The organism is Streptomyces sp. JNUCC 64 (assembly GCF_054484115.1).
Window position 1 is genome coordinate 5,869,890 of the sequence record NZ_CM137015.1, and the last position, 20,109, is coordinate 5,889,998.

At 74.6% G+C, this 20,109-nt stretch carries 12 protein-coding genes; 7 read left to right on the plus strand and 5 right to left on the minus strand.

The annotated features are described in order from the left end of the window. Window positions 1–120: 120 nt before the first annotated feature. The 5 genes from ACVWNX_RS24280 (at window position 121) to ACVWNX_RS24300 (ending at window position 10,706) form a co-directional block, all read left to right on the plus strand. The gene (locus ACVWNX_RS24280; RefSeq protein ID WP_454409889.1) at window positions 121–1,449 is read left to right on the plus strand and encodes a deoxyguanosinetriphosphate triphosphohydrolase; all 1,329 of its coding nucleotides are present in this window, start codon (window positions 121–123) and stop codon (window positions 1,447–1,449) included. Between the two features lie 355 nt (window positions 1,450–1,804). Beyond that, window positions 1,805–3,082, plus strand: coding sequence for an NAD(P)/FAD-dependent oxidoreductase (locus ACVWNX_RS24285; protein ID WP_454409891.1), 1,278 nt, complete (start codon window positions 1,805–1,807; stop codon window positions 3,080–3,082). Window positions 3,083–3,259: 177 nt separating this feature from the next. Continuing rightward, window positions 3,260–5,164 carry a DNA primase gene (gene dnaG, locus ACVWNX_RS24290; RefSeq protein WP_454409893.1) on the plus strand — a complete coding sequence of 635 codons (1,905 nt, stop codon included), beginning with the start codon at window positions 3,260–3,262 and terminating at the stop codon, window positions 5,162–5,164. A gap of 648 nt (window positions 5,165–5,812) precedes the next feature. Further along, window positions 5,813–6,949 (plus strand): RNA polymerase sigma factor, encoded by a 1,137-nt coding sequence (locus tag ACVWNX_RS24295; protein WP_454409895.1) that lies wholly within the window; start codon window positions 5,813–5,815, stop codon window positions 6,947–6,949. Between the two features lie 133 nt (window positions 6,950–7,082). After that, window positions 7,083–10,706, plus strand: coding sequence for a DUF3376 domain-containing protein (locus ACVWNX_RS24300; RefSeq protein ID WP_454409896.1), 3,624 nt, complete (start codon window positions 7,083–7,085; stop codon window positions 10,704–10,706). 293 nt (window positions 10,707–10,999) lie between these two features. Here ACVWNX_RS24300 and ACVWNX_RS24305 read toward each other — a convergent pair whose 3' ends face one another. Together ACVWNX_RS24305 and ACVWNX_RS24310 are read right to left on the minus strand one after the other, a co-directional pair. Beyond that, entirely contained in the window at window positions 11,000–12,364 is a 1,365-nt protein-coding gene (locus ACVWNX_RS24305) for an esterase-like activity of phytase family protein (protein WP_454409897.1), read from the minus strand. A 359-nt stretch (window positions 12,365–12,723) separates the two neighbouring features. Beyond that, complete coding sequence (locus ACVWNX_RS24310; protein WP_454409899.1) at window positions 12,724–14,469, minus strand: hypothetical protein; 1,746 nt, start codon at window positions 14,467–14,469, stop codon at window positions 12,724–12,726. 232 nt (window positions 14,470–14,701) lie between these two features. On the opposite strand from ACVWNX_RS24310, the gene ACVWNX_RS24315 reads away from it, so the two are divergent. Both ACVWNX_RS24315 and ACVWNX_RS24320 read left to right on the plus strand, forming a co-directional pair. Continuing rightward, window positions 14,702–15,769, plus strand: a complete 1,068-nt coding sequence (locus ACVWNX_RS24315; protein WP_454409901.1) for an NAD-dependent epimerase/dehydratase family protein — start codon at window positions 14,702–14,704, stop codon at window positions 15,767–15,769. A gap of 4 nt (window positions 15,770–15,773) precedes the next feature. Next, entirely contained in the window at window positions 15,774–16,709 is a 936-nt protein-coding gene (locus tag ACVWNX_RS24320) for a GHMP family kinase ATP-binding protein (protein ID WP_454409902.1), read from the plus strand. 241 nt (window positions 16,710–16,950) lie between these two features. Here ACVWNX_RS24320 and ACVWNX_RS24325 read toward each other — a convergent pair whose 3' ends face one another. From ACVWNX_RS24325 to ACVWNX_RS24335, 3 genes are all read right to left on the minus strand, one after another. Then, entirely contained in the window at window positions 16,951–18,051 is a 1,101-nt protein-coding gene (locus tag ACVWNX_RS24325) for a radical SAM protein (RefSeq protein WP_454409903.1), read from the minus strand. A 157-nt stretch (window positions 18,052–18,208) separates the two neighbouring features. Continuing rightward, a complete protein-coding gene (locus tag ACVWNX_RS24330; protein WP_454409904.1) occupies window positions 18,209–19,066 on the minus strand; it encodes a carbohydrate ABC transporter permease in 858 nt (285 codons plus the stop codon). Beyond that, on the minus strand, window positions 19,063–20,055 hold the full coding sequence (locus ACVWNX_RS24335) for a carbohydrate ABC transporter permease (protein ID WP_454409905.1): 993 nt from the start codon (window positions 20,053–20,055) through the stop codon (window positions 19,063–19,065). The genes ACVWNX_RS24330 and ACVWNX_RS24335 overlap by 4 nt, the downstream gene beginning before the upstream one ends. Between the last annotated feature and the right edge of the window lie 54 nt (window positions 20,056–20,109).

The following is a 20,109-nucleotide window of genomic DNA, read 5'->3' on the forward strand; positions in this document are numbered from 1 at the left end:
CGAGCGGCCCGTACCCCCTCGACCGGGCACCGGGCGGACGGTCCCACCGGCCCCGGTCCGGCCCGCACCGGCCCGCACCGGCCCCGCGCCCCTGTCGGTCCCTCCGGTTACCGTCGGGGCATGGCAGCAGCACGCACACCCCGTCCCGAACCCGGCGCGCTCCCCTACGACCCGGACGACACGGCCCGGTGGGCGGTGGAGCCCGACAAACGGCCGGGGCGCACCGCGTTCCAGCGCGACCGGGCCCGGGTCCTGCACTCCGCCGCGCTGCGCCGGCTCGCGGGCAAGACCCAGGTGGTCACCCCCGGCAGCGCTGGTCCCGCCTGGGACCCGAGCCCCCGCACCCGGCTCACCCACTCCCTGGAGTGCGCGCAGGTCGGCCGGGAGCTGGGCGCGGCCCTGGGCTGCGACCCCGACCTGGTGGAGGCGGCCTGCCTCGCCCACGACATGGGCCACCCCCCGTTCGGCCACAACGGCGAACAGGCCCTCAACGAGGTGGCGGCCGACTGCGGCGGCTTCGAGGGCAACGCCCAGTCGCTGCGGCTGCTCACCCGGATCGAACCCAAGCGCTTCGCCCCGCCGCCCGGCGCCGCCCCGGGCGCCGAGCCGGTGAGCGTCGGCCTCAACCTGACCCGGGCGGCCCTGGACGCGGCCACCAAGTACCCCTGGCCGCGCGGCGGCCACCCCCGGGACCCGGCCTCCCCGAAGTTCGGGGTCTACGAGGACGACCGCCCGGTCTTCGACTGGGTCCGCGAGGGCGCCCCCGAGGGCCGCGTCTGCTTCGAGGCCCAGGTCATGGACTGGTCCGACGACGTCGCCTACTCGGTCCACGACCTGGAGGACGGACTCCACGCCGGGCACGTCGACCCCGACGCGCTGCGCTCCGCGCCCGAACGGCGGGACGTCTTCGCGGTCGCGGCCCGCCGCTACGCCCCCGCCGGTACCGGTCCGGAGGAACTCGCCGCCGCCCTGGACCGGCTGCTCGGCCAGGAGTGGTGGCCGCACGGCTACGACGGCTCGGCGGTCGCCCAGGCCGGTCTCAAGGACGCCACCAGCCAGCTCATCGGCCGCTTCTGCCTCGCCGCCGAGGACGCCACCCGGGCCCGCTGGGACCCGGACCGCACCGGAGTCCGGCTCACCCGCTACGCCGCCTCGCTGGTCGTCCCCCGCGAAACGGTCCTGGAGTGCGCGGTCCTCAAGGCCGTCGCCGACCGGTACGTGATGCAGCGCGCCGACCAGGAACGCATCCGGGCCGGTCAGCGGGTGGTCGTCGCGGAGCTGGCGGAGGCGCTCGTCCGGCGCGCCCCGGACGGCCTCGACCCGCAGTTCCGCGCGCTGTTCGAGCGGGCCCCCGACGACCGCGCCCGCAAGCGGGTCATCGTCGACCAGATCGCCTCCCTCACCGACGCCTCCGCCGCCGCCCTGCACGCCCGGCTGACCGCCCGCTGACGGCACCGGCCCGTCCGGACCCGTTCCGTTCCGGCCCGTCCGGACCTGTTCGGCCGGGCCGGGACGGGGCCACGGTCACCGCCCCCGCGCCCCGCCGTCCGCCCCGCCGTCCGGACCCCCGTTCGTCCACCGGCCGGGGCCCGGCACCCCCCGACCGGTGCCGATCCGGCCCTCCGGGGACTGAACGCCGTGCGGCCGGGGCACGCAACGACCAGGGCACGGCGGGCGGAATCCCCGGTACCGCGCGTGGTGCCGCACGGCGGGAGGCGCTGGCCCGATCGGGTCAGCCGCCCTTCCCGCGACCCGCCCCGTGCGGGACGCTCACCCTGGCGGCACGCTCATGAGGAGGCATCACGTGGTCGACGAGGATCAGACGTTCGTCATCATCGGCGGAGGGCTCGCGGGCGCCAAGGCGGCCGAGACCCTGCGCGCCGAGGGCTTCTCCGGCCGGGTCATCCTGATCGGCGACGAACGCGACCACCCCTACGAGCGACCGCCGCTGTCCAAGGGCTATCTGCTCGGCAAGACCGAACGGGACGGCGTCCTCGTCCACGAACCGGCCTGGTACGCCCGGCACGACGTGGAACTCCACCTCGGGCAGACCGTGGAGCGGATCGACCGGCCCGCGAAGACGGTCCGGCTCGGCGACGGCACCGCCATCGCGTACGACAAGCTGCTGCTGGCCACCGGCGCCGAACCGCGCCGTCTGGACGTGCCCGGGACGCACCTCGTCGGCGTCCACCACCTGCGGCGCCTCGCCCACGCGGAGCGGCTGCGGCAGGTGCTCACGGGCCTCGGCCGGGACAACGGCCATCTGGTGATCGCGGGCGCGGGCTGGATCGGGCTGGAGGTCGCGGCGGCGGCCCGTGGCTACGGCGCCGAGGTCACGGTGGTGCACCGGGGACCCACCCCGCTGCACGGGGTGCTCGGCCCGGAGCTGGGCCAGCTCTTCACCGATCTGCACCGCGAGCACGGGGTCCGGTTCCACTTCGACGCCTCCCTCACCGAGATCGTCGGCCAGGACGGGGTGGTCCTCGCGGTCCGCACCGACGACGGCGAGGAGCACCCGGCGCACGACGTGCTCGCCGCGATCGGCGCCGTGCCGAGGGTCTCCCTGGCCCAGGCGGCGGGACTGGAACTGGTCGACCCGGCCGAGGGCGGCGGCGTGGCGGTGGACGCGGCGCTGCGCACCTCCGACCCGGACGTCCACGCGGCCGGGGACATCGCCTCCGTCCACCATCCGCTGTTCGACCGCCGCATCCGGGTCGAGCACTGGGCGAACGCCCTGAACGGCGGCCCGGCGGCGGCCCGCGCGATGCTCGGCCGGGAGGTCGTCTACGACCGGCTGCCTTACTTCTACTCCGACCAGTACGACGTGGGCCTGGAGTACTCCGGCTGGGCGCCGCCCGGCTCCTACGACCAGGTGGTGATCCGGGGGGACGCCGGACGGCGCGAGTTCATCGCCTTCTGGCTGTCCGGGGGCCGGGTGCTGGCGGGCATGAACGTCAATGTGTGGGACGTCACCGGACCGGTCCAGGACCTCATCCGCTCCGGCGCCCGGGTGGACCCCGAGGCCCTCGCCGACCCGTCCGTCCCGCTGGAGTCGCTGCTGCCGCCGCCGGACGCGGACTGACCTCCGCACCGCGCAGCACCTCTCCCACCCGCCGCCCAGCACCCCTCCCGCCCGCCGCGCGGACCCTCCCGCCCACCGCCCAGTGCTCCTCCCGCCCACCGCCCAGCACTCCTCCCACCCGCCGTCCGGGCGGCGGGTGGGACGGGAGTGTCGGCGGGCCGCCGTAGAATCACGGTCGTGGCGGGCAGGATCAACGACGAGGACGTGAAGGCGGTTCGGGACGCGGTCCCGATCGACGCCGTCGTCTCCGAGTACCTCCAGTTGCGCAACGCCGGGGGCGGCAATCTGAAGGGCCTGTGCCCCTTCCACGACGAGAAGTCGCCCTCGTTCCAGGTCAGCCCGGCCAAGGGGCTCTTCCACTGCTTCGGCTGCCAGGAGGGCGGCGACACCATCACGTTCGTGATGAAGGTCGACCACCTCTCCTTCTCGGAGGCCGTGGAGCGGCTCGCCGGTACCGCGGGCATCACCCTGCGTTACGAGGAGGGCGGCTACAACCCCAGCCACCAGCGCGGGGAGCGCATCCGGCTGGTGGAGGCCCACAAGATCGCCGCCGGGTTCTACGCCGAACAGCTCGACGCCCACCCCGAGGCGGAGATCGGCCGGAAGTTCCTCGCCGAGCGCGGCTTCGACCAGGACGCCGCCGCCCACTTCGGCGTCGGCTACAGCCCCGCGGGCTGGGACCACCTCACCCGCTATCTGCGCGGCAAGGGCTTCAGCGACAAGGAACTCCTGCTCTCCGGGCTCTCCCAGGAGGGCCGCCGGGGCCCCATCGACCGTTTCCGGGGCCGGTTGATGTGGCCGATCCGCGACATCTCCGGCGAGGTCGTCGGCTTCGGCGCCCGCAGGCTCCGCGACGACGACAACGGCCCCAAGTACCTGAACACCCCCGAGACGGCGATCTACAAGAAGTCCCAGGTCCTCTACGGCATCGACCTCGCCAAGAAGGAGATCGCCAAGTCCAGCCGGGCCGTCGTCGTCGAGGGCTACACCGACGTCATGGCCTGCCACCTCGCCGGGGTCACCACCGCCATCGCCACCTGCGGCACCGCTTTCGGCGGCGACCACATCAAGATCCTGCGCCGGTTGCTGATGGACAACGGCTCGGCCCGGGTGATCTTCACCTTCGACGGGGACGCGGCCGGACAGAAGGCCGCGCTGCGCGCCTTCGAGGACGACCAGAAGTTCGCCGCCGAGACGTACATCGCCATCGCCCCCGACGGGATGGACCCCTGCGACCTGCGGCTGGCCCGGGGCGACCAGGCGGTCGCCGAGCTGGCCGAGCCCCGCACCCCGCTGTTCGAGTTCGCGCTGCGGCAGATCGTCGCCCGCTACGACCTCGACACCCCGGCCGGACGCGCCGCCGCCCTGGACGAGGCCGCCCCGGTGGTCGCCCGGATCAAGAACAGCGCCTCCCAGCACGAGGTCGCCGTCCAGCTCGCGGGGCTCGTCGGCATCCTCGACACCCAGTTCGTCGTCAAACGGATCAGCCAGCTCGCCCAGTGGGCCCGGAGCCGGGGCGGCGCCCCCGCCCCCGGCGCGGACCGCTCCCGGCCCCCCGTCCACGAGGACGCCGCCCCCCGCCGCGCGCAGGGCCCCGCCCTCAATCTGCGCAACCCGGTGCACGCCACCGAACGCGAACTCCTCAAGCTCGCCCTCCAGCGCCCCGAACTGGTCTCCCCGGCGTTCGACGCCTACGGGGTCGACGAGTTCACCGCCGAGCCCTACGCGGCCGTCCGGGAGGCCGTGATCGAGGCGGGCGGCGCCGACCGGGGCGTCGGGGACTCGCAGGCGTACCTGGTCCGGGTCCGGGAGGCCGCCCCCGACGACCGGGTCCGCGCGATGGTCACCGAACTGGCCGTCGAGGCGATCATGCGCCGGACCGTGGACGAGGTGTACGCGGGGGAGCAGCTGGTGGCCGTCCGCCGCCGTGCCGTGGAGCGACGGGTCCGGGACATCCAGTCCACGCTGGCCCGGCTCGGCCAGGGCGGCGACCCGGCCCACCTCGCCGCCGTCCAGAACGAGCTGTGGGTGCTCCAGCAGTACGACCAGTCCCTGCGCGAGCGGGGCGCGGAAGCGCTGTAGGCGACCCCCGGGGCGCCGGTGAGCCCTGTGGGTGACCGGGTGGTCACCCACAGGGCTCAAAAAGTCCCCGCACGCCCCTCGTGGCGGCGATGTGTCGTACAGCACACTGGGACGGCTCCCGAGTTCCGGAGCCCGGCCGGTCCGTCCCCGACGTCATGACGGACCCCTCACCCCCGCGGTTCCGCCCACCGCCCACCGCGCACGGCGGACGGCGGCGCGCCCGCTTTCCCGCCGCCCCGCCCTCGCCGCTGTCGCCCCGCCGCCCCCGTCGCCACCGCAGCCCGTCGCCACCGCAGCCCGTCGCCCCGCAGCCCGTGCTCCGCGACCCGCCGTCCCCCTGGGTCACCCGTCCCCTGGCCCCGCCCCATCCGTTGTCCCGCCGCAGCCCGCAGCCCGCAGCCCGCAGCCCGCAGCCCGCAGCCCGCAGCCCGCAGCCCGCAGCCCGCAGCCCGCAGCCCGCAGCCCGCAGCCCGCAGCCCGCAGCCCGCAGCCCGCAGTTCGCCGTCCGCCGCTCCTCGTTCTCCGTCCCCAGCGCTTCGTTCCCGTTCCGTCCGCCGGTCGTCGTCCCCTCCGGTTGTCGTCCGTCGGTCGTCGTCCCCCCGTCCGTCTTCCGTCGTCCGAGCAGCGAACCCCTTGGAGGTCGCCGCCGTGCAGACCCAGACCCCCGCCCCGTCGCCCGCGCCCGCCGTGCTGCCCGCCGTGCTGATGTCCCCGCCGGACGGCACCGCGCCCCCGACCGGCCAGGACCGCCCCGCCCGCGCGTCCGGGGCGGTGCCGTCCCCGGCCCGCCCGGACGCCGGGGCCTCCGGCGCCCCCGAGGGCCCGGCGCCCTCCGCCCGCCCCCGGCGCGCCCCCGCGGCCACCGCCCCGGACGGCGGTTCCCCCGCCGACCTGTTCCGCCAGTACCTGAGGGAGATCGGCCGGGTCCCGCTGCTCTCCGCCGCCGAGGAGGTCGAACTCGCCCGCCGGGTGGAGGCCGGGCTGTTCGCCGAGGAGCGGCTGCGCACCGCCCCCGACCTCGACACCCGGCTCGCGGGCGACCTCGACCGGCTCGTCGTCCTCGGCCGCACCGCCAAACGGCGCCTCATCGAGGCCAACCTCCGGCTCGTGGTCTCCGTCGCCAAGCGGTACGCGGGCCGGGGGCTGACCATGCTGGACCTCGTCCAGGAGGGCAACCTCGGACTGATCCGCGCGGTGGAGAAGTTCGACTACACCCGGGGGTACAAGTTCTCCACCTACGCCACCTGGTGGATCCGGCAGGCCATGTCCCGCGCCCTCGCCGACCAGGCCCGCACCATCCGGGTCCCGGTCCACGTCGTCGAACTCATCAACCGGGTGGTCCGCCTCCAGCGCCGGATGCTCCAGGAGAGCGGTCGGGAGCCGACCCCCGAGGAGATCGGCGCCCAGCTCGGGCTGCCGCCGGAACGGATCGGCGAGGTGCTGCGCCTCGCTCTGGAACCCGTCTCGCTGCACGCCCCGGTGGGGGAGGAGGACGTGGCGCTGGGCGATCTGATCGAGGACGGCGACGCCGCCTCGCCGGTCGAGTCGGCGGCCTTCCTGCTGCTGCGCGAACACCTCGACGCCGTGCTCTCCACCCTCGGCGAACGGGAGCGCAAGGTCGTCCAGCTCCGCTACGGCCTGGAGGACGGACGGCCCCGCACCCTGGAGGAGATCGGCCGCCTCTTCGGCGTCACCCGGGAACGCATCCGGCAGATCGAGTCCAAGACCCTCGGCAAGCTCCGCGACCACGCCTTGGCCGAACAGCTCCGGGGCTATCTGGACTGACGCCTTCCCGCTACCGCCTCCCCCACGGTTCACGGCTTCACCCGTATCCGTCTCCGGCCCGGCCCGCATCCGTCCGGCGGTACGGGCGGGGAGCCTCCCCGGGACCGGCGCCCCGTGCCCCCACCCTGGGCCCATGGAGACGAGCGACCCGGGCCCGGACCCCGCCTCCCCGGCCCGGCACGCCAAGGAACTGCGGCTCGCCCTCGCGATGCGCGGCGGCGTCAGCCTCGCGGTCTGGATGGGCGGCGCCTGCCAGGAGATGGCCGCGCTGCGCGACGCGGCCCCCACGGCCTCCCCGGAGGAGCCCCCGTCGGACTTCTACGCCGGACTGCTCCGGTACTGCGACTACGAACGCGCCGAGATCGACGTCCTCGCCGGGACCAGCGCGGGCGGCCTCAACGCCGTCCTGCTGGCCTCGCACCTCGTCCACGGCATGCCCTTCGGCAGTGGCGTGCGCGACCTCTGGCTCCGACTGGGCGATCTGGAGGGCCTGTTGCGCCGCTCCCGGCCCTTCCGGGTGCCGGACTCGCTGCTCGACGGCGACGGGGCGTTCCACCGGCGGCTGCGCGCCGTCATGGGGAAACTGGTCGCCCGGCCGGAACCGTCGCGCCCCACCCCCGTGGAGTCCCTGCGGCTGATCATCACCAGCAGCAGGCTCCACCCCCGCCGGGACTGGGCCCGGCCCTCCCTCGGCGCACCGCTCCTGACCGGCCGCTCCCAGGCGTACTTCCGCTTCCGCCACCGGGCCACCTCCACCGTCACGCAGGACGCCCTCACCGACTTCTACGACGACGGGGACGTCTCCGCCGCCCTCGACCGGCTGGCCTACGCGGCCCGCTGCTCCTCCTCCTATCCGGGTGCCTTCGAACCGGGGCGCCCCCGGGTCGCCGCGCACCCGGCGGGCGGCGTCGAGGCGGTGGACCTCCGGGGCGTCAGCAGCGAGACCGGCTGCCCCGACCCCGGGCTCGGCGGCCGGGTGGAACTCCTCGACGGCGGACTGCTGGACAACATCCCCGTCGCCTGGGCCGTCCGCGCGATCGCGGGCGCCCCCGTCACCCGGCGGCCCGACCGCTGGCTGCTGTTCCTCCAGCCCGTCCCGCCGTTCCCGCCGACCGCCGACCCCTCCGGGGCCGGGCGCGGCGGACGGCGCGTCACCCGGCTGCTGCGCACCCTCGGGGCGTCCTTCGGGATGAAGGCGGGCGCCGAGTCCCTCCTCGACGACGTACGGGAACTGCGCGCCGCCACCGCCGGTACGGCCCGGCAGCGCGGCACCGCCCGGGTCCTGCCGGACACCCTGCTGGGACTGTTCCTGGCGGCGGGCCCCCGGGGCGGCGACCACCGGGAGGCGGTCGGCGCCGCCGAGGCCGACCGGACCGCCCGGCTGCTGGAGGACCCGGCCGAGGTCACCGGGCCCGATCCGCTCCCCCTGCCGTCCGTCCCCGGCCCTCTGGACGCGCTCGACGTGGCGGGCGGGGACGCCTCGGTGACCCTGCTCGCGGCGCTCCGCCAGCACGCCGGAGCCCTGGTCCTGGAGCCCGCTCCGGCCCTCCCGCCCCCGGTCGACGAACTGCCCGGAGCCCTGCGCACCCCGCTCGGCCCGGCCCGCGCGGTGCGGCTGCTGATGGACTGGCTGCGCGCCTGCGAGATGGCCGTGGACGGGCCGCCCCCCGATCACACCTGTCTGTGGCGACGGCTCTACGCCCTGCGGCTGGTCGTCGCGACCACGGTCGCCGCCCGGGACCGGCTGCTGCTGCACGCCTTCGCCGCCGCCACCGCCACCGGGGTCCCCGGCGATCCCGTGGACCTGGTGGCCCGGGCCTCGACCCGGCTGGCGGCCCTGCGGCGGACCCTCCCGGCCGATCCGGCGGAGTGGGAGAGCTGGGCCGGGGAACTCGCCGGGAAGATCGCCATAGCCACCGCGTCCGCCCCTGCTGCCGCCACCGCCTCCGCCCCCACCTCCGCTGCCTCCGCCCCCACCGGGTCCGCCGCCTTCACCGCGTCCGGCACTGCCGCCTCCGCCACTTCCGCGTCCGGTACTCCGGCTCCCGGCGCGTCCGCTTCCGGCGGCCCCGCCCCCGGCACGTCCGCCCCCGGTCCCGGGGAGCCCGACCCGGACACCCTCGGTCCCGGGCCGGACTTCCCGGGACAGGGAGCACCCGGCACCGGTTGGCCCGCCGCCCCCTACCAGGACCTGTGGGACCGGATCGCCGAGACGGGCGTGGAGATCGGGAACGTGGCCCCGGACGGCGTCCCGGGGTTCGGCGCCCTGCGCACGGCCGCCGCCGGAGGGCCCCCGCTGACCCGCACCGCGCTGGCCGCCACCGAGGTGCTGCTCGGGGCGCTGCGCCCCGACCCGCTGGCCGAGGTGACCGACATCCGGCTGCACACCGTCTCGGCGGCCACCCGCAGTTGGGCGACGGACACCGTGCTGGACTCGGAGCACGGGGCCCCCACCACCCCCCGGGAACTGGTCGCCGCGAAGCTCAGCGGCAACCAGCTGAACAACTTCGCCGCCTTCCTCAGCGCCCGCTGGCGGCTGGGCGACTGGACCTGGGGACGGCTCGACGCCACCGCCTCCCTGGTCTCGGTCATCGCCACCGACGAGCGGCTGGCGAAGCGGTACGGACCTGTTCGCGACGGGGCCGTTCCCGACGAGGCCGTGCTGATCGCCCGGCTCGCCGCCGACTTCGCGCCGCAGCTGAACGCGCTGCTTCCCCAGGGCGGGGTGGCGCCCCCGGGCGGGCCGCCGGTGCCCGCCCCGGCGACGGCGGCCGAACTCCTCGGCCGGATCTGGGCCGCCGCCCCCGCGCTCGACACCTGGGACCGGGTCCGCCACGTCCTCACCGCCGTGCGCCAGCGCGGCGTCCTCACCGAGGAACTCCCGCTGGTCCGGGCGCTCTCCCCGGACGGGGACGAACCGCCCGCCGGTCCGCTGCGGGTGGTCCCCGTCAACACCCCGGAGCTGTTCCACGAGGCGGTCGAGGAGTTCCGCAAGACCGGCGCCGAGTCGGTCGGCCACCTGCTCAAGGCCCGCGCCCCGCGCCGCACCGCGCTGCGCGCCGGGCTGCTCGCCTGGCCCGCCCTCCAGCCGTCCCGGGTCTGGTGGGCGCGTCCGGTGCACCTGGTGGCGGGGCTCCTCAAGCCGCTGCTCTGCCTCGGCCCGCTGCTGGTGCTGCTGGCCCCCGGCCGGACGGCGCTCATCGCCGTGGCGCTGTGGACGGCGGTCTCCGCGAGCACCGACCAGGGCTTCTCGGCGCCCGGACACGGGGTGGTCCTCGCCTTGGTGGTCCCGCTGCTGGTCCGGCTCGGTTTCCTGGTGTTCCGGGGGCGGGGCGTGGCGACGCGGCTGACGGTCTCCGGGCTGGCGCTGGCCGCGCTGGGCGTGACGGTGTTCCTGCTGAGCCGGGTCACGACCGCGTTCGCCGTGGAGGGCGGGGCCTGGGGAACGGCCGTCAGCCGCGCGGTCCAGACCCTCACCTCCAGCGGGTACGTCCTGACGGACCGCACCTCCTGGGCCGTCGTCACGGGTCTCGCCTACGCGCTCGCCGTCGCGCTGCCGCTGTACCTCGCCGCCACCGTCCGGTGGCGCCCGCCGCTCTGCGCGGTCCCGCTGGGGATCGTCCCCGGGCTGCTGGTGGCGGCCCTGGGCCCGCTCGGATCGTGGTGGGCGGCGGCCGTGCTGTACGGGGTGCTGCTGGCGCTCACCGGGCTCTTCCCCTGGGTCCACCCCCGGCGGAACACGGATCAGTCCGGCTGAGCGCCGGGCTCTCTCCGGCTCCACGCCGTACGAGGCGTCGGCCCGCGCCGGACGCGCCCCGCTGACGGCCTTCTCCGCGCCGCGCCAGGGGGAACGGCCGGACGGCGCCGGGCCGCTGGACGGGACACCCGGACCCGGACCCGTGCGTGCGCCCCGGACGCGCCGTCGCCCGCCCCGCGCGACGATGACGACGGCGGGGCGGGCGGTACGTGCGGGTCCGGGTGTTCGGCCCGGCCGGGCGTCCGGCGGGTGGACGTCCGGGTGTCCGGGCGCCCCGGGGCGGTGGTCTCCGCTCAGCGGCGGCGGAGCGCCTCCGGCAGCTTCACATGGGTGATCCGGGTGTTCAGCCCGCTGTCCCGCAGCCTGCCGTTCTGGTCGAACGCGTCGGGGCCGTCACTCATCCCGAAGTCGTTGTCGTTGATCAGCGCCAGGGTGTCCCGGCCCACCAGCGCGGCGCCCTCGACCTTGCCCGGCACGCCGGGGATCTTGCCGAGGTCCACCACGAGGTCCTTGGCGAGGACGTCGACCCCGGCGGCGGCGAGGTCCTCGGTCTGCTCGTAGCTGGGGGAGGTGGTGACGTCGTCCCAGCGGCTGTCGAGGATGCCCTCGTCGGTCGGCAGGGTCACCCGGTGCAGCCGGGCGGTGCGGTCGGTGCGCTCCTGGACCAGGACGGTCCTCGGGCCCACCGGGACCAGCGCGGAGACCTTCAGCTCCGACTGGTCGTGCTCCGCCGGGTCCACCACGTTCACCGGGTCCACCCGGTAGGCGTACTCGCCGGTGACCTCGCCCTCCTCGGGGGAGAAGCGCAGCAGCCGCAGATTGCGCGACGCCTCCCCGGCGGCCTTGTCGGGCACCAGCAGCGGGCTCTGCACGGCGATCACCAGATCGCCGCCGGGCAGCACGGTCAGCGCCTCGAAGCCCCGGTTCTGCTTGCGGTTCAGCAGGATCGACGGCAGCGCCTCGATCACCGGGTAGTCGGCGCCGCGCAGCTTCAGCCCCTCGGGCACGTAACGGGCGAGCACCTTGCCCCGGGCGGAGACGTGGATCAGCGACGGGCTGTACTCGTCCACCAGCCAGAACGTCCCGTCGGCTCCCCGGGCCAGGCCCTCGGTGTCGAGGCCGTTCGGGTTGACGTCCAGCGCCGTGCCCGCGTCAAAGGTGAACGGGGCCTCGTCACGGGAGAGTTGGTTGGGCAGTCCGGTGACCGGCTTGCCGGACCGGGTGGTGATCGGCAGCGCGTCCAGCACCCGCACCCGTTCGCCCTCGACCTTCACCCGGACGATCGCCGGGTTGAACTCCGGTACGGCGAACGTCCGGCGCTTCTTCCCGGCCACGGTGATCAGCCCGTTGGGGCCGCGGTCGGTGAGCGCCCAGAACTCCCCGGGCCGGTCCGCCGGGTAGAGGTCGCTGCCGATCCCGAGGTGGACGCCCCGGTCGTTGCTCACCGAGCCGGGGATCAGCGAGTTGCTGAACTCCGCGAGCGGTATCTCGTCCAGCGTCGCGGAGCTGACCAGTTCGGGCACCCGGGCTTCCTTCCGGGAGTCCCCTTCGGTGACGGTGGCGGTCGCCGTCACGGCGATGCCGCCGACGAGGGCGAGCGGCAGGGCGACGGTGAGGGTGACGCGCAGCGGACGCGACAGACGCGAACGGGGGGACATCGGGCCTCCTGGTGGGGGACACAGGACCGGGCGGACGGTCGGCGAGTCGCGCCGGGCCCGCGTGGATCACCGACTCTGCCGCACCCGTCCGGGCCACGGGCGGAGTTCACGCGACTACGGCCGAACCTCGCCCCCGCGCCAGCGGATCACCCGAGAATTAACCCGTTTTTCACCTGGAATATCGCCCGCCGCTTCACACGTCCTCCGTCGCGGTTGGCTGGAATTCAACGGCCATCAAATCGCCTTCCGGGGGTCCGCCGCCCCCGCTCGGACACGGAGCGCGCCGGGCCGCGCACGGAACGCCGACCGTTCCGCCCCGCCTTTCCCGTCGGCCGACGGAAAAGGCGGGACGGCCGGAATCATTCGGCGGCGAGCCCGAGCCCCTCGTACGCCAGCCACTGCATGAAGGTGTGCAGCCCCCGGTGGAGGTCCACGGTGGGCTTCCAGCCGGGGAGCCGGGGAGCCTCCACCGGGACCCCTGCCGTCCCCCGGGCTCCGGACCGCACGCCGCCGACGACGGCGGCCGACCGCGCCGGGGCGGCCACCGTCTCCGTCCCCACCGGACGCACCGCCGACAGCACCGCCTCCGCCAACTCCCGCGCCGGGACCCCGGCCGGGTCGGTCAGCGCGTACGCCCCGGCCGCCGGACGGTCCACCAGCACCCGGTCCACCGCGTCGACCAGGTCCCGGGTGTGCAGCGGACGCGTCGGCGGGGCGGGCGGATCGGTGAGCGTCACCGGGTGGCTGCGCAGCGCGCTCCACACCATCCGTCCGACCGGGGTGCGCGGGGAGCAGCCCGGCCCGTACAGATCACCGGTCCGCAGGGTGACGGCGGTGCCGTCGGGGTACCGGACCAGCACCGCCGGGTCCACCGTCCGGGCCAGCGGCCGCAGATCGACCAGCGGACCCCGCTCCGGCCGGACCGCCCCGGCCCCGCCCGCGACCGGCAGCACCACCCGGTGACCCCGGTCGGTGAGCCCGCGCGTCAGGTGTTCGCCCAGCGGACTCGCCGCCCCCAGCACCGTGACCGGCCGCCCGGCCCGCGCCGGACGCGGACCCACGGTGCCCCCGGCCTCCAGCCCGGCGGCGACCCCGGCGGCGGCGATCTCCGCGAGCCCCGCCCGCAGTTCCGCGATCCGCTCCTCGCCGTGCCGGTGGCTCATCCCGCCCGGTCCCAGGGTGGCGAGCGCCTCGGTGCTGGCGGCTGTCCGGGATATGTCCTCGCCCCGGCCCTCCCGCCGATGGGCGAATCCCATGGTGAAAGCGGTCAGCCAGGTACCCCGCGCGACCTCCGGATCGGGGGCTTCGGTCAACTCGACTTTGGCCGGTTCATAGCGGTCCACGTCCACTCCGAGCCCCGCCAGGTAGTCCGCGCTCTCCAGATGGAGCCAGCGCTCCGGCCCCGGACCCGGCACCCGGACCACGCACTGGGCGGTCCCGTTCTTGAGGAAGGGCACCACCCCCAGCTCCTCCAGCACCGGCCCCTCGTCCGCCGTCGGCGCGTCCGGCAGGAAGCACACCGCCCGCCGGGGCCCCCGGAACGCGTTGCCGGAGATGCTGCCCCGGTCGTCGTGCTCCACCAGGCTCGGCACCGAGACGTAGGCCGGGATCCGCCGCCGCCGCAGGTGGTGCAGCATCAGGATGTCGTCCGGCCAGGCGTCCAGCCGCTCCCGGCCGTACGCCACGAAACCGGCCGCCACCGCGCGCGGCAGCACCACCGCCACACAGGGGAAGTACTCGTTGACCGCGCGCACCCAGCGCGCCCCCGCCATGGCCCCCAGCCGCACCGCCGCGCCGTTGCGGGAGTCCCAGAGCGCGAACAGCGCCAGCGCCGCGTCCGGGCGCCGGGCGACCGCCTCCCGCACCCGGGCGAAGAACGTCTCCGACAGGATCATGTCGTCCTGGATGACGAGTTGATGGGTCGCGCCCTCCTCGATGGACGACCAGGCCGCCAGCGCGGTGCGCAGCACCGACGGACGCCCGCCGGGGTCCGGGTCCATCACCACGCGCAGCGCGCCGGGCGGCGCCGACCGGGCCAGTGCCTCGGCGGCGGGCAGCCGCTTGGGGTGGGTCATCACCGCGCCGCTGATGCGATAACGCGTCACAGGTCCTCCGTGCTCTGGTGCCCGCCGACCGGCCGGGGAGTTCACGGGAAGACCGAATTCCTCGGTAGTCGCGTTTTCCGCGCCCGTCCAGCGGCAGTGGCGAATTTCGGAAATTAAGAAAGGATCCTCGACGGCCCCTCAAGCGCCGAAAAGACCCCCTGGTTAGGGCCGACGATGATCGTTCATGCTGTCTGCGCTGCATCCCATACGTATCACCGAAAGAGGAGTCCGTATGAGCGTGAAGACCGACGACGGGGCCATCGCCTCAGGTGAATCCGGGTCTTCCCGACTGGAGAAACTGCGGGGCTCCCGGATCGTGGTCACCGGCGGCGCGGGCCTGGTCGGCAGCAGGCTGACCGCCCTGCTGCGCGGGGTCGGGGCGGAGGTGACCGTGCTGGACCGGATGGACGCCTATCCGGAATCCGTCCACGAGCTGTTCGGCAGCCCGCGGACCGCCACCCGTCTGGTGGTGGGGGACATCCGTGACCGGGCGCTGGTGCGCGACGCGCTGGCCGGTGCCGAACGCGTCGTCCACGCGGCGGCGTTCGCGGACGTCGCGGCCTGTACCCGCAGACCCGACATCGCGTTCAAGGCCAACATCGAGGGCACCGAGGTCGTCCTGGAGGAGGCGGCGGCCGCCCGGGTGCGCCGACTGGTGCTGATCTCCTCCGCCGCCGTGTACGGCAACGGCACCGCCCCCGCCGACGGGCCGCAGGTCTTCCAGGAGGACCAGCCGCCGCACCCGCTGTCCGTCTACGCCAACTCCAAGCTGTGGGCGGAGCACCAGACCCGGCTGCTGCTGGGCGCCGCCGGGGTCGAGTTCTCGATCCTGCGCTACTTCTCCGTCTACGGGGACCCCCAGATAGTCAAGCCCGGCAGCCACTCCTGGATGGTCGCCTGGCTGGCGATGCACGCCCGGCTCGGACTGCCGATGCGCCTCAACGGCGGCGGGGTGCAGGTGCGGGACCTGGTCCACGTCGACGACATCGCCATGGCGACCGCGCTCGCCCTGGTGGAGGACGGCGTCGTCGGGGAGACCGTCAACGTCGGCACCGGCACCCCCACCTCGGTGCGCGAGGTGGGCGAGCTGATCGCCCCGCACTTCGAGGGCTCCCGCTTCGTCACCACGCCCCGTCCCGCCGACGACCCGCTCGGCGGCTACGCGGACACCACCCGGCTGCACGAGCTGATGCGCTGGCGGCCGGGGATCACCGTCGCCGAGGGCGTGGACCGGTACGTCCGCTGGCTCAACGACACCCCCGCGGCCGTGCCCGCCTGGCTCGCCGAGACGGCGGGCTGACCCGGTGACCGCCGAACCGTCCGCGCGCGCCGAGGTCCCCTGCCGGGCCTGTCTGTCCGGAGAGGACCTGGACTGGCTCGGCGGCCGGTCCGTCAGCCTCGCCCTGGAGCTGACCACCACCGTGGAGACGGTGCCGGGGACCACCGCGCCGCCCGGCGACGGCTGGCCCGACGAGGTGTGGGAGTTCCTGCGCGGGCGGCTGCCGGGCCTCGCGCCCCGGCCGCCCGCGGTACGGGTGCGCAGCGACGCCCCGGCCGCCAGCGGGCTCTCCTCCTCCACGGCGCTGATCGTGGCGCTGCTGCGGGCCTACACCGGGCTGGTCGCCCCGGGCACCCCGACCGCGACCCTCGCCGAGTGGGCGTACTCCTTCGAGTTCGCCCGCTTCAACGGGGGCGGGATGGACCAGCTGGCCGTCATCGAGGGCGGGGCGCTGCTGCTGGAGGGACGGCCCACCGGGCTGCCCGAGGTGCGGGAGCGGACCGTGCTGCCCGCCGAGTGGACCGTGCTGGTGGTGGACTCCGCGACCCGCAAGGACACCGGGGACCACATCAAGGTGGTCCGGGCGCAGCTCGCCGAGGGCGATCCGGCGCTGGCGCTCTACCTCAAGGAGGCGGACGCGGCGTCCGCCGGGGTCTGGGCGGCGATCGGGGACCGGGACCTGGAGGCCCTCGCGGCGTCCATGGACCGGGCCCACGTCACCATGCGCGACCAGCAGGGCATGTCCACCCCGGTCCTGGAGGAGCTGCGGACGCTGGCCCTCGGGGCCGCCGGGCTGCGGCTGAAGCTCAGCGGGGCGGGCGGCGGCGGTTCCCTGGTCGGGATCTGCCACCGGGACGACGCCGAGGGGGTGGCGGACGCGGTGCGCGCCGCGCTGGGCCCCCGCTATCCGGCCGCCCGGGTGGTTCCCGCCCGGGCCGCCGGGCCGGTGGCCACGGCGTAGCGGACCGACGAGGACCGGGGGCAGGTACCCGCCGCACGCGGCGGGTACCTGCCCCCGGTCGTTCGTTCGGCCCCGGTCGTTCGGCCGGTGGCCCCCGTTCGGCCCCCGGACGGCCCGGACGGCCCGGACGGCCTGCACAGCCCGCACAGCCCGGACGGGCCCGGGGGAACGCGGTCCCGAAGGGGAACGCCCCGGGGCTCCGGGGGAACGCCCCCGGAGCCCCGGAACCGTACGGACGGTCCTAGATGAACGGGTCGTAGTCGTCGCCGAGTTCGGGTGCCGTCGGGTCGGCCGCGATCTTCTCCAGTTCGAGGTTGGAGCGGTGCCGCGCGCAGTGGAACCGGCAGTCGCGGATCGGGTCGATGATCCCCCGGTCCGAGTTCGCCCAGATGTCGGGGAGCCGCTCGGTGACCGCGTCGCCGATCTTCGCCTGGGAGTTGCCCCGGTGGTAGGAGCAGACGTACACCCCGGACGGGGTGATCAGCGTCCGCAGCTCCGCCACCTGGCAGCGGTGGTAGTCCTTGGGCTGGATCGCCCCCACCTTGTTGCGCAGCGAGGTCAGGGTGGAGGAGTTGATGATCTCGAAGGAGTCGCCCGCCCAGCGGCGTTCGGCCTCGGCCAGCTGGTCGTCCACGGACCGCAGCAGGTCGTCGGCGACCTGGATCACGTGGTGGCCGTCGTCGAACATCGCCTTGGTCTCGAAGTAGTCGCAGCCGATGTCACGGGCGAGCCCGGCGGCCTCCAGCACCTCGTGGTGGTTGCTGATCACCGTGCCGTCCGGTTCCTGACGGGTCATCACCAGGAACGAGTAACCGAGGGCGCCCTTCTTCACCTCGGCGAGCAGCCGCATGTTCCCGACGACCTTGTCGAAGACGCTGCGGCCCTTGCGGTCCGGACGGAACTTGCCGTACGTGTCCTTGGTGCCCGCGTCCATCGAGACCCGCACCCAGGAGGCGTACTCGGCGAGTTCGTCCAGGTTCTGTTTGATCATCGTGCCGTTGGTGACCACGCCGATGGATATCCCGGCCTCGCCGAGCATCCGCAGCACCTGACGGGTGCCCCGGTGGGCCAGTGGTTCACCGCCGCCGATGAGCACCACACCGCGCACGGACATGTCGATGAGTTCCCCGGCCAGTTCGGCGAGGCGCTCGGGGGTGAACCTGCCCTGGTTCAGCAACTTGCCGCTGATGCACTCGGGGCAGGCCAGATCGCAGAAAGTGGTCGGGTCCAGGTCCACCACCAGTGGACCGGTGGTGCGTCTGCCCGCGGCGGCGTCCAGCACCCGCGGCCAGCCGGCCGGCTGGTAGAGCTTGGACACCAGGTCGAGACGGTCGAACGTCACAGAGTTCTCCTGCTGGTCAAGAGGGCGTGCCACCGCCGCGGCACCGTGCCCTCGGTCGTTCGGCGAGGCGGCGTGGCCGCCCCGCTCTTGCCCGGTCGTGGTCGGGCTGGTGTGGTTCCTTGCCGGTGCGCCACCGGCCGGGGCGGGCCCCGTGCGGTCAGCCCTTGACGGCTCCCGCGGTGAGCCCCGCCGCCACCCGGCGCTGCACGATCATGAAGAAGACGACCACGGGGAGGGCGGTGAGCGTGGCCCCCGCCATCAGCGCGCCGTAGTCGGTCCCGAAGCTCGTCTGGAAGGAGACGAGCCAGATGGAGACGGTCTGCTTGTCGGTGCTGGACAGCAGCACGTACGCGAGGACGTACTCGTTCCACGCCTGGACCAGGGCGTAGATGGAGGTGGCCACCAGCCCGGGGGCCAGCAGCGGGAGCGTCACCCGGCGGAAGGCCCCGGCCCGGGTGCAGCCGTCCACCATGGCCGCCTCCTCCAGTTCCACCGGGATGCCCGCGACGAAGCCCCGCAGCAGCCAGACGGTGAACGGCAGCATGAACACCAGGTAGGTGAGGACGACGCCGGTGAGGCTGTCCGTCAGTCCCGCGTCGCTGAGCAGCAGATAGAGCGGGATGATCAGCCCGGCCAGCGGGATCATCTGCACGGAGAGGATCACCAGCACGAACGCGCGCCGCCCGGCGAAGGAGAACCGGGCCACCGCGTAGGCGGCGGCCACCCCGATGATCAGCGAGATCACCACCGTGCCCACCCCGACCAGGACGCTCGCCCGGACGCTGGACCAGAAGGTCTCCGAGGCCATGGCGCGCCGGAAGTGGTCGAGCGTCGGCTCGGAGGTCCAGAAGCCGGGCGGGTCGGCCCGGATCTCGGACGGGGGACGGATGGCGGTGAGCACCATCCAGTAGAGCGGGAAGGCCATCAGCGCGCAGAACAGCAGGCCGAGACCGTCGGCCCACAGGGAGCGTCGGCGGCGCCGCGCACCGCGCGGGGCCGTGCGGGCGGTGGTCATTCGGTCTCTCCCATCCGGACGAGCTGGCGGACGTAGAAGACCGCCCCCACGAGCAGCAGCAGCACGGTGACGACGGCGATGGCCGCTCCGACGCTGTAGCGGTTGACGGCGAACGACTCGATGAAGGAGTGCACGCCGAGGAGGTAGTACTCCTTCTCCGGCTGGCCGGTGCGCATCAGCCAGATCTGGTTGAACACCCCGAAGTTCCAGATGCCGTTGAGCGTGGCGACCACCGTGAAGGCGGGCTTGATGACGGGGAAGGTGATGTACCGGAAGGTCTGGAACCGTCCGGCGCCGTCCACCGTGGCCGCCTCCTCCAGCTCCGGCGGCACCTGGGTGAGGGCGGCCTGGAGGGTGATGACGGCGAACGGCAGCGAGCCCCAGACGACGACGGCGACCACCACGCTGAAGCCCTGCCAGGGGTCCTCGAACCAGTTGTGCTTGCTGAAGTCGACGCCGGGAAGCAGCCCGAGCAGCCAGTTGACCACTCCGTAGTCGGCGTCCACGAGCCAGCGGAAGACGGCCGCCGCGACCATCACCGGCATCGCCCACACGGCGACCAGCACCGCCCCCAGGGTGACCCGCACCCAGGGGGAGAGCCGCCGGGCCAGCAGGGCGACGCCCATGGCGACGGCCATGATCAGCAGGGTGGAGACGGCGGTGAACAGCGCGGTGCGTCCGACCACCTGCCAGAAGAAGCCGTCGGTGGCGATGTCGCGGTAGTGCCGCAGTCCCACCCAGGGCGGCTGGGTTCCGGCGAAGAGTTCACGACGGGTCATGTCCTGGAAGGACACCAACACCAGTTCGATCAGGGGGTAGCCGAGCACGGCGGCGAGCGCCAGCACCGTCGGGGCGATCAGGAGGTAGGGGGCCAGTCGGCGCCGCCGTGACCGGACCGGGCGCCCGGTCCCTTTGGCCGGGGCCGGGGAGGCGGACGGGACGGGGGGTGGCGCGGCGGCGAGGGAGCCCGGTGGATCTGCGGTCACCATGCGGAAACTCCTCGGAGGCGCCGGCCGTGGCGCGTCACGCGCGCACGGCCGGCG

Bases quoted from the DNA above. Each gene is read 5' to 3' on its own strand.
- ACVWNX_RS24280 (WP_454409889.1), top strand. From the start codon at position 121: ATGGCAGCAGCACGCACACCCCGTCCCGAACCCGGCGCGCTCCCCTAC.
- ACVWNX_RS24300 (WP_454409896.1), top strand. From the start codon at position 7,083: ATGGAGACGAGCGACCCGGGCCCGGACCCCGCCTCCCCGGCCCGGCAC.
- ACVWNX_RS24305 (WP_454409897.1), bottom strand. From the start codon at position 12,364: ATGTCCCCCCGTTCGCGTCTGTCGCGTCCGCTGCGCGTCACCCTCACC.
- ACVWNX_RS24315 (WP_454409901.1), top strand. From the start codon at position 14,702: ATGAGCGTGAAGACCGACGACGGGGCCATCGCCTCAGGTGAATCCGGG.
- ACVWNX_RS24330 (WP_454409904.1), bottom strand. From the start codon at position 19,066: ATGACCACCGCCCGCACGGCCCCGCGCGGTGCGCGGCGCCGCCGACGC.
- ACVWNX_RS24335 (WP_454409905.1), bottom strand. From the start codon at position 20,055: ATGGTGACCGCAGATCCACCGGGCTCCCTCGCCGCCGCGCCACCCCCC.